We start from the raw sequence: 16,410 nt of genomic DNA on the forward strand, positions 1-16,410 counted from the left end.
CTCAGTCAGACCAATGTGGAGGCAAGGAACGAATTAAAGTGACTGATTTGAGCGCGCGATGATACATAAAGCGCGCAATAAACTCAAGCACTAACTCACTCTTTTCAGCAATCTTGAATACAGGTATGATGGCGGCAGTCCAAAATACCGCGTTTACGCCGTCAAGAATAAAACACTCTAATGATAACCATGAAAAACATAGTCACAACATGCTGCCTCTTTTTATTGTCTGCTCCGGCATGGGCATTAGTACCACCGGATTATCAAGAACCGCCTAGTAGTTTTAATGCTGAAGTTGAAGCCGGTTTACAGTTAAACAGCGGTAACAACGAAACTAAAAACTTCAACGGCCGTACTTATTTAACTTACGACTCGCCGAGCACCAAACAAGAAGCGACATTAAAGGCTTATTATGCTGCTGATGGAACTGAGTCTACTGCGGAAAAGTACGAATTGTTTTTACAGTCTAACTATAAATTAGAACGTGGTTATGTGTTTGGTCGTGGTGAATTTACCTGGAACGAGTTTGGTTCTTATACCCGAATTTCAACTATTTCTACTGGTTATGGTTTTGACCTAATTAAAAACTATAAAACCAAATTGAGCCTTGAAGCTGGCCCAGGTTATCGTTATGACCAACCGCAAGCCAGTATTGCAGAGCCAAACCCTGATGAAAACCGTGATGTAATTTTACGTTCAGCGGCTAAATATACGGTAAAACTGCAAGAGTACACTAGCTTCAATGCCGACGTAACAGCTGAAACAGGTTTAGATAACAACACGTTAACCCTTGATATGAGTTATAAAAATACATTTATTCAAGATTGGGCATTTAAAATCGGTATGAACATCAAGTACACTGAAGTGGTTCCTGATGAAAGTAAAAACACCGACACCGTCACCACATTCAACTTGTTGTACACGTTTCAATAATTATTGATCGCAAATGAAGCGTAACAAGACAATCAATCAGTAGGGCTAATGTAGCCCTACTGAATCAATAAAGGCGCAGTTATGGACAGCCCGCTACGCAGTTTTGCATCCTTATATAGCACCACCTTTTTAATGGTACTTGCCGCAGGTTTACTAACAACCTACTTGGGCTTAAGCCTGACTACTATGCAAGTGCCACAAATATGGATTGGTGGCATGATGTCTGCCTACTATATTGGTCTTGTGTGCGGTTCCAAAGTTGGCCATAAACTTATCGCTCAAGTGGGCCATATTCGAGCTTTTGTTGCTTGTGCTGGAATCGTCACAGCATCTGCACTGGGTCACGCCTTAATCGACAACTTAACCATATGGTTAGTATTGCGCCTTGCCGTTGGTATGGGAATGATGTGCCAATATATGGTGTTAGAAAGCTGGCTCAATGAGCAGGCCGAAAATAGTCAACGTGGTACCGTGTTTGCTAGTTACATGATTGTATCTTACTTAGGGTTAATGGCTGGCCAGGGAGCCATTAGCTTATATCCCGATTTAGGCATAGAACCACTGCTGTTAATCGCCATATGCTTTGCATTATGCATTGTGCCTATTTCAATCACTCGCAGAATCCACCCAGAACCGTTGACTCCGGCGCCATTACAAATGGGTCTGTATTGGAAACGCGCACCTCAAGCCTTAACGACAATAGCGTTAGGAAGCATGATTGTTGGTTGTTTTTATGGTTTAGCGCCATCTTATGCCACAGCCAAAGGCATTGACCCTGAACATGTTGCACTCTACATGTCTTGTACCATTTTTGCTGGGCTGTTAGCCCAATGGCCAATGGGTAAATTATCTGACATTATTTCTCGCAGCTTATTAATTCGCATTAACTGCACATTATTGGGCGTTATCGTATTAATTATTACGGTCGTTCCATTCCACTCTGTGTATTCATTAATATTAACCAGTTTATTTGGTATTTTGGCGTTCACCTTATACCCATTAGCAACGGCCTTAGCGAACTCGCGGGTAGATCAACACGAACGAGTAGGACTGTCGGCTACCATATTAGTGACCTTTGGTATTGGAGCAAGTATTGGCCCCTTAGTCGCTTCTGGTTTAATGCAGGTCTTGGGTGACCAAATGCTATATGGATTTATGGCAATCTGTTCGTTTACCTTATTAGTAAGACTACTGTGGATTAATTTGCGCCAAAAAGCCGAGCAAACAGCCACTGGAGATTACATTATGGCCGGTGGTGATTTAGTCAGCTCACCGTTAGCAGCATCATTCGATCCACGTGTGGATATTGAAATGGTCAACGAGCAAATGATCAATCCTTCCGAGGATGCATTTGATAGCGTGCCAGATCCAACCGACGATGAGCTTGAAGATGCCGATGAGCAAGCAGGTTATAATACTGCTTATGCTAGCGTAGTAAACGATGATAATTTGGGGCATGAAGAATTGGATGACGAAGATGTCGATAATGAGATCGGTAGACGTTAATTGATTATCTAAGCTGCATATATATAAAGTGCACTTATTTAAACTGAACGCATTAGCCGCTTTGAATTAATAAAAAGGTTAAAGCAGTTTGTAAAACACTCAATATCTTGAGCTTTAGATAATAAAAAACGGCGATTAATATCGCCGTTTTTTGATCGTATTATTTTGTTATACAGCTAGCAGCAAAGCTAATCTATGGTGATTAACCTAAACGCTGTCTAACCGCTTCAAATAAGCAAACACCAGTGGCAACAGACACGTTGAGACTCGACACGCTTCCAGACATTGGAATCGATACAAGTGAATCACAACCTTCGCGCGATAAGCGACGCAAACCTTTATCTTCTGCGCCCATAGCAATGGCTAGCGGCCCTTTAAGGTCTGCTTGGTATACATTACCCTCGGCTTCGCCTGCAGTACCTACAATCCAAACACCTTTATCTTGCAAGTGACGCATGGTACGAGCAAGGTTAGTCACTTGGAATAACGGTATGGTTTCTGCTGCGCCACAAGCAACTTTGCTTACGGTTGAAGTTAACCCTACTGAGTTATCTTTTGGTACGATAACCGCATGCACCCCGGCCGCATCAGCATTACGCAAACATGCACCAAGATTATGTGGGTCAGTTACACCGTCTAAAATCAATAAAAAAGGCACTGCTGTTTTATCAAGTAACTCATCTAAATCTTTTTCAGTCAAAGGCTTAACAGCCTTAACGCGAGCCACAATACCTTGGTGCTGTGAGCTACCCGCTTTGTCATCTAACACTTTACGTGCAGCACGTTGTAGTGTTGTACCAAAGGTTGACGCTAGATTAATTAATGGGGTTAGGCGTTCGTCATCACGGCCTTGTAACAGCCAAAGTTCAATGACACGTTCAGGGCTGTTATCTAACAAAGCTTGAACGGCGTGAATGCCAAAAATGGTATCTTGTTTTTTCATTTAATTACTTTCTCTTGCTGCGCTTGGCAGGGTTTTTCTTAACGCTAGAATCTGGTTTTGCTGCATCCGCTTTTTGTGCAACTGCAGAAGGTTTTTTTACCACCGCAGGTTTTGCCGCTGGAGATGAAGCTTTTCCGCTTGAACGACGCTTGCTGGCTTTAGGCTTGTCAGATTTAGGTTTGTCAGACTTTACAGATGACTTACCTCGTGCTGACTTAGCGCCTTCAGCATTGACTCGTTGGCGTGCGGTTGTAGGCTTGCTACCTTTACGCGCAGTTTTACCCGCACCTTTAGTGTTGTCACCCACCATCAATAAATCAATTTGACGATCATCAAGATTCACCGCCGCAACTTTAACCGTCACAGGATCGCCGACTTGATATACTTGGCGAGAATTTTCACCAATTAACCGCTGACGCATTGGATCGAATTGATAATAGTCACTGGCAAGACTTGAAATATGTACTAGCCCATCAATAAATAATTCGTTTAATCTGACAAATAAACCAAAGCTAGTGACTGAGGCAATAACCGCGTCGAAGGTGTCGCCGACGTGATCTTGCATATATTCACATTTCAACCAATCACTCACATCACGGGTTGCTTCGTCTGCACGACGCTCAGTGGTAGAACATTCTTCACCTAATGCATCTAACTCTTCAATCTGATAGAGATAACCACCATCTTGAGTCCATTTATCGTTGGCATTACCCAGCTCTTTAGCGAGTAAATATTTGATCACTCGATGTAAAACTAAATCAGGATAACGACGAATTGGCGACGTAAAATGCGAATAAGCTTCTAATGCCAAACCAAAGTGACCTTCGTTGTCTGGGCTGTAAACGGCCTGGCGCATTGAGCGCAATAACATCACCTGAATTAACTCAAAGTCAGGACGGTCAGCAATTTTTAACATCAGATTTTGATAGTCAGTCGGAGTCGGCTCTAATCCGCCATCCATGCTTAAGCCGCGCTCAGCAAGAAACTCTTTAAAATTAGCCAGTTTTTGCTCTGATGGTGCTTCGTGAACGCGATATAGCACTTCACCTTTGTGTTTTTTAACAAATTTCGCCGACGCCACATTGGCTAAAATCATACATTCTTCAATGATTTTATGTGCTTGATTGCGGCCTCTTGGGACAATTTTATCAATTTTACGTTGCTCATTAAAAATGAACTGGGTTTCTAATGTTTCAAAAGCAATTGCCCCACGCTCTGCTCGGCGCTCATCTAAGATCAGATATAACGACTGCAAACACAATAAATGTGGGAATAGTGCTTCATGCTCAGGAGCAATTGCGCCACCTTCTAGCATGTCGGCGACTTGGGTATAGGTAAAACGTGCATGAGAGTGCATTACCGCAGGGTAGAACTTAGTACCCGATAACTTACCCGCTGCAGAAATGGTCATTTCAGCGACCATACATAAACGGTCGACTTTTGGCTTTAATGAACATAAACCATTAGATATTTTCTCAGGCAACATTGGGATAACTTGCGATGGGAAATATACCGAGTTACCACGTGAGCGCGCTTCAGTATCTAAGGCTGAATCAGTGCGTACATAATGACTCACATCAGCAATTGCTACCCATAAACGCCAGCCACCACTTGGTTTTGCCTCAGCATACACCGCGTCATCAAAATCACGGGCATCTTCGCCATCAATAGTGACTAACGGTAAATGACGTAAATCTACGCGACCTAATTTATCTTCTTCGGTAACTTCGTCAGGAATACGTTTGAGTTTTTTCTCAATAATCGCTGACCAAGTATGTGGTAAATCATAATTACGTAATGCAATTTCAATTTCCATACCCGGTGCCATTGTCTTACCTAAGACTTCGGTCACTTTCGCTGCGGCTTTAACAAAACGACCAGGGCGACGAGTTAACTCAACCACAACAACATCACCGGCACGCGCGCCTAGTGTATCTTCGCTGGCGATTAATATTTCTTGGGTGATGCGTCTGTCGTCAGCAATCACAAAACCCATGCCGCCATCGACATGGTAACGGCCAACTAATGCAGCCGTTCGCTCATGAACTAAGCGGACTATTCGTGCTTCGCGACGACCACGACGATCGGTACCCGCTTTTTGAGCAAGCACTTTATCGCCATGGAAATACATCAGCATGTCGCGATTATTAATAAATAAGTCATCACCGCCTTCATCTGGCTTAAAAAAGCCGAATCCATCGCGATGGCCTAAAACGGTACCAGACAATAAATCCATTCGTTCAGGTAAGCCATAACTTTGACCGCGGGTAAAGACTAGCTGGCCATCACGTTCCATTGCACGTAAACGACGACGTAGGGCCTCTAATGGCACTTCATCTGTAATGGATAATGCTTCAGCTATTTTATCGCGGGTAACAGGAGACTTTTGGGCGCGCAAGTATTCTAAAATATACTCACGGCTAGGAATAGGATTGTCGTACTTGTCTTGTTCTCTCTCAAAATGAGGATCGTTGATCATTCAATTTCCAAATAATTCGCTCCATATTTTGGAGCCTTTAACGTTTGTACAGCTGAGGCTGCTGTGCCCTGGCCACAGTACTGGCGGGCATTTTTGCAGCGAGCATCTGCAATAAAGACGATGCCTTTTTCTGTTGGGCGTCGTCATCAAATATACTGTTATATAACCAATGATAGCCAAGTTCATAATCGGCAGGACTTCCATAGCCTTCACCAAATAAACGAACCAGTGTCATTATTGCGGTTAAATCACCGTTCGCTGCAGCAGGCAACACGTATTGCACTGCACGATTGGGATCTTTAATCACTAGTTTACCGCGATAATAATAATCTGCCAATTTTACCATCGCTTCAGCACTACCTTGCTCAGCTGAGGTTTTTAGTAGCGCTATGCCGCGAGAAGGATGAGCCTTGACACAAACACCGTTATTAAGCATTTCGCCCCATAAAAACTGATACATGGGTTGCTGTAATACTTCTGCACGGGCTTCAATGTCTTGAACCAGCTGACAGTCGTCTGCTTTTACGCGTTGTAAATATTGATTTGAGCGGATGAGCGAAATCAATTGTTGATCGCTATAGATATCGACGGCTTCTGTCACCGCAAATACATTGATCGAAACCACACTCAACAATAATAAACAGATACGCAACATAAGGATTCTCGATGACACTTTCATGACTTATCCATCGGCAGTATAGCGTATTTCTTGAATAGAAACTGTTACTACCGTTAATTGCGCCCATTAAAAAGGCCGCTTATCGCGGCCTGTTTAGTTTACTTGAACGGATTAACCAGAATCATGGTTTCATTTCTGTCCGGCCCAGTAGAGATAATATCAATAGGCGTTTCTAATAACTCTTCGAGACGCTTGATATAATTTATTGCCGCTGGAGGCAATTGCTCGATTGTTGTGGCACCAAAAGTGGTTTCACTCCAACCAGGCATGGTTTCATATATTGGGGTAACTAAATCATATCCTTCTGCAGCCAAAGGCGTAACCTTTGAAACTGTTCCATCAGCATATTGATAGCCAACACAAATTTTAACTTCTTTTAGGCCGTCTAAAACGTCTAATTTAGTTAAACAAAAACCACTAACACTGTTGATTTGAACTGCGCGGCGCATTGCCACAGCATCCAACCAACCAGGACGACGCTTACGACCAGTTGTTGCACCAAACTCTTGGCCTTTCTCACCAATATAATCACCAATTTCATTGGCTAATTCTGTTGGGAATGGACCAGCACCGACGCGAGTCGTATAAGCTTTCATGATGCCTAAAACATAGTCTAAATGACGAGGACCAAAACCTGAACCAGTCGCAACACCACCAGCTGTCGTGTTTGATGAAGTCACAAATGGATAAGTACCGTGGTCGATATCCAATAATGTGCCTTGAGCGCCTTCAAACAAAATTGGCTCACCCGCTTTACGCGCAACATCAAGCATTTCACTAACATCAGTACACATGCTTTTTAGATAATCAGCAATCGCTAATGCATCATCAAGTGTTTGCTGGTAATCAACGGCTTCAACTTTGTAGTACTCAGTTAGCATGAAGTTATGATATTTCATCACTTCTTGTAACTTAGTCGCAAAAAGTTCTGCATTAAACAAATCACCGATGCGTAAACCGCGACGAGATACTTTGTCTTCATATGCAGGACCAATACCACGACCCGTTGTACCAATGGCTTGATTACCGCGAGCTTTCTCGCGAGCAATATCCAATGCACAATGGAATGGAAGGATAAGCGGACATGCTTCAGAAATTAATAAACGCTCTTCGACAGGTACGCCGCGTCCTTTTAGCATGTTGATTTCTTTCATCAACGCATCAGGAGCAACAACCACACCATTACCGATAATACATTTTACGTTATCACGTAAAATGCCTGACGGAATAAGATGAAGAACGGTTTTTTCACCATCAATTACCAAAGTATGACCGGCATTATGGCCGCCTTGGTAACGAACTACGTATTTTGCCTGTTCTGTTAAAAGGTCGACAATCTTACCTTTGCCTTCGTCACCCCATTGAGTGCCGAGTACGACTACATTTTTGCCCATTATTAGCTGCAACGTCTTGTGGTATAAAATAGAATTTTAACAGATTTTAGGGGGTTATAGGCAAGTGTTTTATTGAAAAATAATCAATAAAACAATTCCTGCAGTAACTAAACATCCACCTAAGCGTCTGAGAACATTTTGCTTTTGTGTAGAAAGCTCTAATAAATATTTTTGCCACTTGTTAGGAAAAAGTAACGGACCAAGCCCTTCAATAATTAAAACTAAGCCAAATGCGGTCATTAACAATGGTAAATTCATGTTTTAGCCTCTTTTTAACTGATACCAATTCCATTAATTATGTAACCTCAACTAGTGTTAAAAGGTGAGAATATAATTATAAAGATCAAAGTTTAGTCATTAACCACTATCAAACTTGTTATTTATCTTACTAACAAGACGAATTGACGCACCAATAGCTGACCTATTACAAGCCTGCTTGTGTAAAGAATAACGCAGTTAGCAAGAGCATCTCAAGTTCATATATGGTCTCCTCCCGTATTGCAAGGTATCACTCATCGATAACAGGGACAGGATTGCTGTCATATATACGGCCTTTATAGGAAGTTCAAGACTTCTGGCCTCGATGTATTCCGCACATATTGTCCTTATCAGGTTATCGGTATTGACTACCACTGAACTCGCCAGGTTTTCAATATGCAGGTTTTACCTGTTATGTCATCGTTTCATTTTACCCACGCAATTCGTTGAAGAGCGGTTTACTTTTTATTGGTACTTATTTTTCTATCGTTGAATAATCTTCGCCTGACACGGTTATAGCCCAAGCCATTCTCGCCATTTTGTTAGCATAAGCGACACATGCGCGGTTATGCCCTCGAGTTTGCACAAGCTTATTTATCCATTGGCTCAACTTGTCATTCTTGGTGCCTGCTCTGGATACAACCGCTTTAGCACCTTGTATTAACAAACACCTTAGGTAACTATTACCTCGCTTACTTATCCCAAGTAAAATATCTTTACCTCCACTGCTGTGCTGTTTAGGAACAATACCCAATGAAGCAGATACATCACGGCCTCGCCTATAATTAGCACCATTACCGACTTCATTAAAATAGGCACTGGACACCATCGGTCCAAATCCCGGTATGGTTTGTATCCTCTGGCAAATGGCATTATTTTTGACTGTTTCAACAATTAATTGGCTATAGGTTTCAATACACGTATCTAATGCATTAAGTTGTGCTTGTAGCTGCCTCAGTATTGTTTTGAACGCCTCTGATAATTGTGTGGTTTCATCATCCAGTATTAATGGGATGGTTTTCCGTATGCGACTCACACCTTGGTTTAAAATAATGCCGTATTCAGCAATCAGCCCTCTGATTTGGTTACAAAGTGCAGTTCTTTGTTTTACGGTTAGTTCTCTGGCTTTATGTTGTTCTTGATTATCTTGTTGTGCTATCGACTTTATACCTACACTTTTAATATGTAGCTGGTTTGCTACAACAGAAATGGCGAAAGCATCGTTATAATCATTTTTATTGCCAATTAAAAAGGCTTTTACATGTTGAGGTGGAATAAGCTTTACTTTATGACCACACTTTTGTATTTCTCGAGCCCAATAATGCGATGTTGCACAAGCCTCAAGAGCAACTAAACATGTTGGTTGTTTTTGGAAAAACGCTAATACTTGAGCTCGTGTTAACATTTTTTTATTAATTAACCGACCTTGTTCATTGCAACAAACCATATGAAAGAATCGTTTTGCTATGTCTAACCCTATTGTTGTAATCTTCATTTTGGTCTTCTCCCATTTTGATTGTTTGTAACCACTTCAATCATGGCACATCGATGCCGTAGTGGGAGGAGACCATCACATCAGGTTATGTACCTTTCAGCCGATGTTTCTGGCCTATTCACATTGATGCTATACAACATCATTAACGCACACAAAGCACATTTTACACGATAAATTTTAGGCAATAAAAAACCCAGCAAATGCTGGGTTTTTTGAATCCAAAAAACGAATTAACGCTTAGAGAACTGTGGCTTACGACGTGCTTTACGTAGACCAACTTTCTTACGTTCAACTTTACGTGCATCACGGGTAACAAAACCAGCGCTACGTAGAGTAGGACGTAAAGCTTCATCTAGTTGCAATAATGCACGGGTAATACCGTGACGAATTGCACCAGCTTGGCCAGTAGTACCACCGCCCTTTACAGTTACATAGATGTCTAATTTATCAGTCATTTCAACTAACTCTAATGGTTGACGAACAACCATACGAGCAGTTTCACGACCAAAATATACATCCAAAGGACGTTGGTTTACAACGATATTGCCACTACCTGCTTTAGCGAAAACGCGAGCTGTAGATGTTTTGCGACGGCCAGTGCCGTAGTACTGAGTTGCAGACATTTGCTTACTCCTCCCGTTTAGATATCAAGAACTTGTGGTTGTTGTGCAGCGTGGTTATGTTCTGTGCCAGCGTAAACTTTAAGCTTACGGAACATGGCACGGCCCAAAGGACCTTTTGGTAACATACCCTTAACTGCTTTCTCGATGATCATTTCAGGCTTATGAGCTTGAAGCTTCTCAAAGCTGATTTGCTTAATGCCACCAATGAAGCCTGAATGAGAGTAGTAAATCTTACCAGCAGCTTTATTACCAGTTACAGTCACTTTTTCAGCATTGATAACGATGATATAATCACCAGTGTCAACGTGTGGAGTGTATTCTGGCTTATGCTTGCCACGTAAGCGAGTTGCGATTTCAGTTGCGATACGGCCTAAAGTTTTGCCTTCAGCGTCAACAACAAACCAGTCACGAGTTACAGTTTCTGGTGTAGCAGTAAAAGTCTTCATTATTACAAAAACCCAAAGTTAATTTTCTGTCTCACATGCCGACTGCAGGTTGCAATCAACACAAAATTACCGATTCTTGCCCCTTCGAACATGAATATTGGCTTACAACTTCCGCCCAAATTGGCGGATTAACGCGGGCAGGTCGCAGATTATACGCAAAGCCACAGCAAAGATCACCTGCTTTTTGATAATATTTCAAATAAATCACTCAATGAGCGATGATCAAAAAATGCCCGACTTTTCAAAAAGTATCGTTTACAAGTTTAAGGCAAATGTTCCAGCGCCAGATACTCTCTTGATTGCATTTCAATCAGCCTTGAACGACAGCGTCTGAATTCAAAATTTAACTGGCCATCGGTATAAATATGTTCCAATTCGACTTGGGCTGAAATAATCAATTTGACATTTCTTTCGTAGAATTCATCAACCATAGCCAAGAAGCGTCTGGCAATATCATCACCCGTTTGCTGGGAGCCCATTTGCTCTAAACCACTCACCAGCACAGTATGATAGAGGCAAGCCATTTCCATATAGTCACGCTGTGAGCGAGGCCCATCACATAAATCGCGGAAGTTGATTAACAGCACTCCTTGCGACTGCTGACGAATTCGAATTGCACGTCCATCAACGTCTATAGGAGTAGTAAGTTTTTCAGATTCCGGCGCCAACTGGTCAAAGTAATGTAATAAATTGATGTCAGCTTGTTCATCAAGTGGATAATGATAAATCTCTGCCTGCTCTAAAGTACGCAGACGGTAATCAATTCCAGAATCAACATTTAAGATTTCACAGTGTTGGTTAATCAGGGCAATGGCAGGTAAAAAGCGCACCCGTTGTAAGCCATTTTTGTATAATTCATCAGGAATGATATTTGAGGTAGCGACGAGGGCAACCCCTTCTTTAAATAATGCTTGAAATAACGTTCCTAGCAGCATGGCATCGGTGATATCCGACACAAAAAACTCATCGAAACAGATAATTTGATATTGCGAAGCCATCTTTTTTGCAATAGTAAGCAGAGGATCTTGCACACCTTTGAGTTCACCTAAGTCATGATGAATTTGGTGCATAAAGCGGTGGAAATGAGCACGTAATTTTCGATCTGTTGGCAATGCATCAAAAAAGGTGTCCATCAGATAGGTTTTACCTCGGCCAACGCCACCCCATAAATACAAACCTTTTACTGGTGTAGGTGTCGACTTGATTCCTATTGCGCTAAATAATTTACTCACGCTAGATGCAGGTTTAGCCGCGACAATTAATTCATCATAGACTCGTTGTAGTGACTTAACCGCTTGTTCTTGTGCGGCATCATGTGAAAAATCATCTCGGGTAAGGTCTTGCTGATAATGCTGCCAAGGGGTTAACTGCGACACGATTACGACTCTCTTACATCAAATAATTGCTGCGAATAATAACATTAAACAATCAATACGAGTAATGGCTTCAACGGATCAAATTAACCTTTGTTAATAAAAATGGAACTAACACGATGACCACTACTCTGATTGATTAACGTAAATTTGCTTATTGTTTGCTTATCATTGTGCTGACATGCTCACCATTTTAGGACATCACCAAACAAACTCACGGCAACACACTAACAAAAATGATTAACGATATTTAACTTTGAAATCATGCCATCAAGCCACATATTTTATGTTATCAAACTTGAATGCATACAGGAGCTATCCATAGATGAAAACCAAATTAAGCTTACTTTCTGCTGCGTTATTAACTGCATCGTTAGCCATGACACCCGCGCTATCATTCGCTGCAATTCCACAAGCCGTCGACGGGCAAGCCATTCCTAGCTTAGCGCCAATGTTAGAACGGACAACGCCAGCGGTTGTGTCGGTAGCAGTATCGGGCACCCAAGTTTCAAAACAACGAGTACCGGATGTGTTTCGCTACTTCTTTGGTCCTAATGCACCACAAGAACAAGTTCAAGAACGCCCTTTTAGAGGTTTAGGTTCAGGCGTTATTATTGATGCAGACAAAGGCTACATCATTACCAATAACCATGTAATCAATGGTGCAGACGATATCCAAATTGGTTTACATGATGGCCGTGAAGTTAAAGCAAAACTAATCGGTGCAGATAAAGAATCTGATATTGCCCTACTTCAAATTGAAGCAAAAAACTTAATAGCTATTAAACAAACTGATTCTGATGAAATTCGCGTCGGTGATTTTGCAGTGGCCATTGGTAACCCATTTGGTCTTGGACAAACCGTCACGTCAGGGATAGTCAGCGCGCTAGGCCGAAGTGGTTTAGGCATTGAAATGCTGGAAAACTTTATCCAAACCGATGCAGCTATAAATAGTGGTAACTCGGGCGGTGCATTAGTTAACTTAAAAGGTGAACTCATCGGAATTAATACCGCCATTGTCGCCCCTAATGGTGGTAACGTCGGTATTGGTTTCGCAATCCCTGCCAATATGGTGAATAACCTTGTAGAGCAAATTATTGAACACGGTGAAGTAAGACGTGGCGTGCTCGGAGTATCAGGACGAGACCTTGATAATGAACTCGCTAAAGCGTTTGGTTTAGACACTCAACATGGTGGCTTTGTGAATGAAGTCATGCCAAAGAGCGCAGCTGACAAAGCCGGACTAAAAGCGGGTGATATTATTACCAGCCTGAATGGCCGTAGCATTAAAACCTTCCAAGAACTTCGTGCAAAAGTTGCCACTATGGGCGCAGGTGCTGAAGTAGAATTTGGGATTATTCGTGACGGTGATAAAAAGACCATTAAAGCAACTTTAGGTGAAGCGGATAAAGTCGAAGCAGAAGCGGGTAACGTACACCCTATGTTACAAGGCGCAACCTTAGAAGACAGCAAGAAAGGCATCCAGATCACTGAGATTGCTCAAGGCTCGCCAGCTGCAATGAGTGGTTTACAGAAAGGCGACTTAATAGTGGGACTTAATCGCAACAAAGTGACCAGCCTGAAAGCATTAAAAGAAATGCTAAAAGACAATCAAAGCTCTGTCGCGCTAAAAATATTACGTGATAACAACTTGCTATATCTTATTTTACGCTAGTATCGTCACCCCACTAGATCACACTCGATGACAATCATTCGATTATTGAGTGTGATATCAGTTAAGGAATTAAGCATCGGCAAACGTTTGGTCGATGCTTAATTTTTTGAGCTATGTTAATATAACAGCCATTTTTTTTAACAATTATTCACGCCATGAACCTAAAAGACACTTGCATCTATATAACTAAAGCTGTGGTATTTGGTCTAGTCATGGCAGCTGTTTTCTTAGCCATAACCTCTTTGACACAAAACTCCTCGCTCAACCATAGCTTAACGAATGTAAGCAATAATGGCTCAGAATTATCTTTTGCTAAAGCGGTCCGCCGTGCAGCCCCTGCCGTTGCGAATATTTATAGCCTTAGCATTGATCAACATAATCCACTCAATTCAAGCTCACTTCAAGGCCTCGGCTCAGGAGTCATAATGAGTAAAGAAGGTTATGTGTTAACCAATTACCATGTGATAAAAAAAGCTGATGAGATTGTGATTGCACTGCAAGATGGGCGCAAATTTACTGCTGAAGTGGTTGGTTCAGATCCCGAAACTGATTTAGCAGTGCTCAAGATTGAAGGTGACAATTTACCTATCGTGCCGATTAATCTTAATAAGCTCGCCCAAGTAGGTGATGTGGTATTGGCCATTGGCAATCCTTATAATATTGGCCAAACCATTACCCAAGGGATTATCAGTGCAACAGGACGTAACGGCTTAAGTTCAGGTTACTTAGACTTTCTACAAACTGATGCCGCCATTAATGCAGGCAATTCTGGCGGCGCATTAATCGACACCAGTGGTGAATTAATTGGCATTAATACTGCCGCATTCCAAGTGGGTGGTGATAATGGTGGCAATGGGATTAGTTTCGCGATTCCAATTAAATTAGCCCACAGTATTATGGATAAATTGGTTAAGCATGGCCGGGTTATTCGTGGCGCATTAGGTATTTCGGGTGAGCCGTTAAACCCTGTAATGGCTCAGATACTCAACTTGCCTGATTTAAAAGGTGTGTTGGTTACGGGTATTGATCCTGATGGACCGGCTGCACGTGCACGCTTATCACCTAGAGATGTTATTACTCAATATAATGACGAAGATGTTCCTGGTGTTGAAATGTTAATGGACAGAATTGCAGAAACCACGCCGGGGACTAAAGTCAATATGACCATTATTCGTGAAGGTAAAAAGCAAACATTACCGGTGATTATTTCAGAAAAAGTCCCTGCAGCAGAGTAGTAAACGCAAATATTCACAGACAAAAAAGCCATTCAAATGAATGGCTTTTTTTATGCGTCAGCAGTAATGTTTATGACTACTGCATTTGAGTTATGTTATTTCACACCAGCTATTTAACTCGTACGACTTCAGCACCTAAGCCTTGGAACTTAGCTTCAATGTGCTCGTAACCACGATCTAAATGGTAGATACGATCCACAGTTGTCGTTCCCTCAGCCATTAAGCCTGCAATGACTAAGCTGGCAGATGCACGTAAATCTGTCGCCATCACTTGCGCGCCATTTAAACGATCAATACCATGAATAATACAAGTATTGCCTTCCTGTTCAATGTCCGCACCCATACGAATGAGTTCAGGAACGTGCATGAAACGATTCTCGAAAATCGTCTCAGTAACACGGCCAGTACCTTCAGCTAGAGCATTCAACACACAGAATTGCGCTTGCATATCGGTTGGAAATGCAGGATATGGTGCCGTTTTAATATTAACTGATTTTGGACGTTGACCTTTCATATCAAGCTCAATCCAATCTTCGCCGGTAGTGATCTCAGCACCCGCATCTTCAAGCTTTGATAATACCGCTTCTAATGCACTAGGGTCTGCTGATACACAGCGAATTTTGCCACGAGTTACAGCAGCAGCAACGAGGAATGAACCAGTCTCGATCCGATCAGGCATAACGCGATATTCGCAACCCGATAAACGTTCAACCCCTTCAATCTTTAAGGTTGCTGTACCAATACCGGTGATCTTTGCACCCATAGCTATTAAGCAATGTGCTAAATCAGTGACTTCAGGCTCACGGGCAGCATTTTCAATCACTGTGGTGCCATCCGCTAACGCTGCGGCCATAAGCAAGTTTTCAGTGGCGCCGACACTGACCATATCCATAAAGATATGGGCGCCTTTTAAACGGCCATCTACGCGCGCTTTAATGTAGCCTTCTTTGACTTCAATCTTAGCTCCCATTAACTCTAAGCCATGTAAATGCAGATTCACCGGACGTGCGCCAATAGCACAGCCGCCAGGCAAAGAAACATCTGCAGTTCCATAACGGGCAAGCAATGGACCTAAAATAAGAATAGAAGCACGCATTGTTTTGACTAAGTCATAAGGGGCGCAGTATTCATTTAAATTGGTGGTTGAAATACGAATGCGGCTACCGCCCAAGTCTTCAACCTCTGCGCCTAAACAGCGAAGGAGTTCACAGCTAGTGATCACGTCACGTAAGCTAGGCACATTTGAGACAATAAAATCTGTTTCAGCTAATACACCAGCCATTAAAATTGGCAATGCTGCGTTTTTTGCACCAGAGATCACGACTTCGCCAGCTAAAGGGTTGCTGGCTTTAATAGTTAATTTATCCACTG

Annotated in this window: 14 protein-coding genes; 4 read left to right on the top strand and 10 right to left on the bottom strand. The window is 42.1% G+C overall.

What is annotated here, in order from left to right:
• The first annotated feature begins 180 nt into the window (after positions 1-180).
• Positions 181-933 carry a DUF481 domain-containing protein gene (locus EGC86_RS03175; RefSeq protein WP_011638790.1) on the top strand — a complete coding sequence of 251 codons (753 nt, stop codon included), beginning with the start codon at positions 181-183 and terminating at the stop codon, positions 931-933.
• Between the two features lie 81 nt (positions 934-1,014).
• On the top strand, positions 1,015-2,439 hold the full coding sequence (locus EGC86_RS03180) for an MFS transporter (protein WP_123776591.1): 1,425 nt from the start codon (positions 1,015-1,017) through the stop codon (positions 2,437-2,439).
• 202 nt (positions 2,440-2,641) lie between these two features.
• Here EGC86_RS03180 and rlmB read toward each other — a convergent pair whose 3' ends face one another.
• The 9 genes from rlmB to zapE form a co-directional block, all read right to left on the bottom strand.
• Positions 2,642-3,382 carry a 23S rRNA (guanosine(2251)-2'-O)-methyltransferase RlmB gene (rlmB, locus tag EGC86_RS03185; RefSeq protein WP_011638792.1) on the bottom strand — a complete coding sequence of 247 codons (741 nt, stop codon included), beginning with the start codon at positions 3,380-3,382 and terminating at the stop codon, positions 2,642-2,644.
• Between the two features lie 4 nt (positions 3,383-3,386).
• The gene (rnr, locus tag EGC86_RS03190) at positions 3,387-5,861 is read right to left on the bottom strand and encodes a ribonuclease R (RefSeq protein WP_123776592.1); all 2,475 of its coding nucleotides are present in this window, start codon (positions 5,859-5,861) and stop codon (positions 3,387-3,389) included.
• Between the two features lie 37 nt (positions 5,862-5,898).
• A complete protein-coding gene (locus EGC86_RS03195) occupies positions 5,899-6,516 on the bottom strand; it encodes a tetratricopeptide repeat protein (RefSeq protein WP_165872349.1) in 618 nt (205 codons plus the stop codon).
• 122 nt (positions 6,517-6,638) lie between these two features.
• On the bottom strand, positions 6,639-7,934 hold the full coding sequence (locus EGC86_RS03200; protein ID WP_011638795.1) for an adenylosuccinate synthase: 1,296 nt from the start codon (positions 7,932-7,934) through the stop codon (positions 6,639-6,641).
• A gap of 69 nt (positions 7,935-8,003) precedes the next feature.
• On the bottom strand, positions 8,004-8,192 hold the full coding sequence (locus tag EGC86_RS03205) for a DUF2065 domain-containing protein (protein WP_011638796.1): 189 nt from the start codon (positions 8,190-8,192) through the stop codon (positions 8,004-8,006).
• A gap of 475 nt (positions 8,193-8,667) precedes the next feature.
• The gene (locus EGC86_RS03210; RefSeq protein WP_123776594.1) at positions 8,668-9,687 is read right to left on the bottom strand and encodes an IS110 family RNA-guided transposase; all 1,020 of its coding nucleotides are present in this window, start codon (positions 9,685-9,687) and stop codon (positions 8,668-8,670) included.
• A gap of 230 nt (positions 9,688-9,917) precedes the next feature.
• Positions 9,918-10,310, bottom strand: coding sequence for a 30S ribosomal protein S9 (gene rpsI, locus EGC86_RS03215; RefSeq protein ID WP_011494965.1), 393 nt, complete (start codon positions 10,308-10,310; stop codon positions 9,918-9,920).
• A 17-nt stretch (positions 10,311-10,327) separates the two neighbouring features.
• Positions 10,328-10,756 carry a 50S ribosomal protein L13 gene (rplM, locus tag EGC86_RS03220; protein ID WP_011638797.1) on the bottom strand — a complete coding sequence of 143 codons (429 nt, stop codon included), beginning with the start codon at positions 10,754-10,756 and terminating at the stop codon, positions 10,328-10,330.
• A gap of 263 nt (positions 10,757-11,019) precedes the next feature.
• Entirely contained in the window at positions 11,020-12,132 is a 1,113-nt protein-coding gene (zapE, locus tag EGC86_RS03225) for a cell division protein ZapE (protein WP_123776595.1), read from the bottom strand.
• A 322-nt stretch (positions 12,133-12,454) separates the two neighbouring features.
• Between zapE and degQ the strand changes: the two genes are divergently transcribed.
• Positions 12,455-13,804, top strand: coding sequence for a Do family serine endopeptidase DegQ (gene degQ / locus EGC86_RS03230; RefSeq protein WP_123776596.1), 1,350 nt, complete (start codon positions 12,455-12,457; stop codon positions 13,802-13,804).
• Positions 13,805-13,959: 155 nt separating this feature from the next.
• Positions 13,960-15,039 (top strand): outer membrane-stress sensor serine endopeptidase DegS, encoded by a 1,080-nt coding sequence (degS, locus tag EGC86_RS03235; RefSeq protein WP_011638800.1) that lies wholly within the window; start codon positions 13,960-13,962, stop codon positions 15,037-15,039.
• 109 nt (positions 15,040-15,148) lie between these two features.
• Here the strand turns inward: degS and murA are convergent, their stop codons facing one another.
• On the bottom strand, positions 15,149-16,408 hold the full coding sequence (murA, locus tag EGC86_RS03240; protein ID WP_123776597.1) for a UDP-N-acetylglucosamine 1-carboxyvinyltransferase: 1,260 nt from the start codon (positions 16,406-16,408) through the stop codon (positions 15,149-15,151).
• Positions 16,409-16,410 lie beyond the last annotated feature (2 nt).

The sequence above is a fragment of the Shewanella frigidimarina genome, assembly GCF_003797125.1.
GTDB classification, from domain to species: domain Bacteria; phylum Pseudomonadota; class Gammaproteobacteria; order Enterobacterales; family Shewanellaceae; genus Shewanella; species Shewanella frigidimarina.